Source organism: Chryseobacterium formosum (genome assembly GCF_026460885.1).
In the GTDB taxonomy this organism is placed as follows: domain Bacteria; phylum Bacteroidota; class Bacteroidia; order Flavobacteriales; family Weeksellaceae; genus Chryseobacterium; species Chryseobacterium formosus.
Map to the genome: position 1 here is coordinate 1 of NZ_JAOVZW010000048.1, position 300 is coordinate 300.

Consider the following 300-nt stretch of genomic DNA (forward strand, 5'->3'; position numbering starts at 1 on the left):
GACTCCCAATACAGACGGAAGCTACAGGGTTTTTCATATCGTTCTTAATCTTACGGAAGCAGACAAAGCCAAAATTGCCAACAGAGAATTTGTAGATTTTAAAAACAAAGAGCAGGTGACGGAGCTTGCCAATATGGATTTATCGTCTCTTTCACAAAGAACATCCTGTACACCGGAATACTATTCTTACCCGATACCGTGTGCGGATGCAAATTACCGTCATTTGCCGGGAGAATCTTGTCAGTTATCCGGTACGTCCGGAGCCGCTTATTGGGGAACAGGAGTTTTCTGGAACTGCCA

Annotated in this window: 1 protein-coding gene; it reads left to right on the forward strand. The window is 44.3% G+C overall.

Annotated features, from left to right (window positions below):
• On the forward strand, positions 1-300 hold a 300-nt coding region (locus OF897_RS21460), incomplete at both ends, for a hypothetical protein (protein ID WP_267267706.1).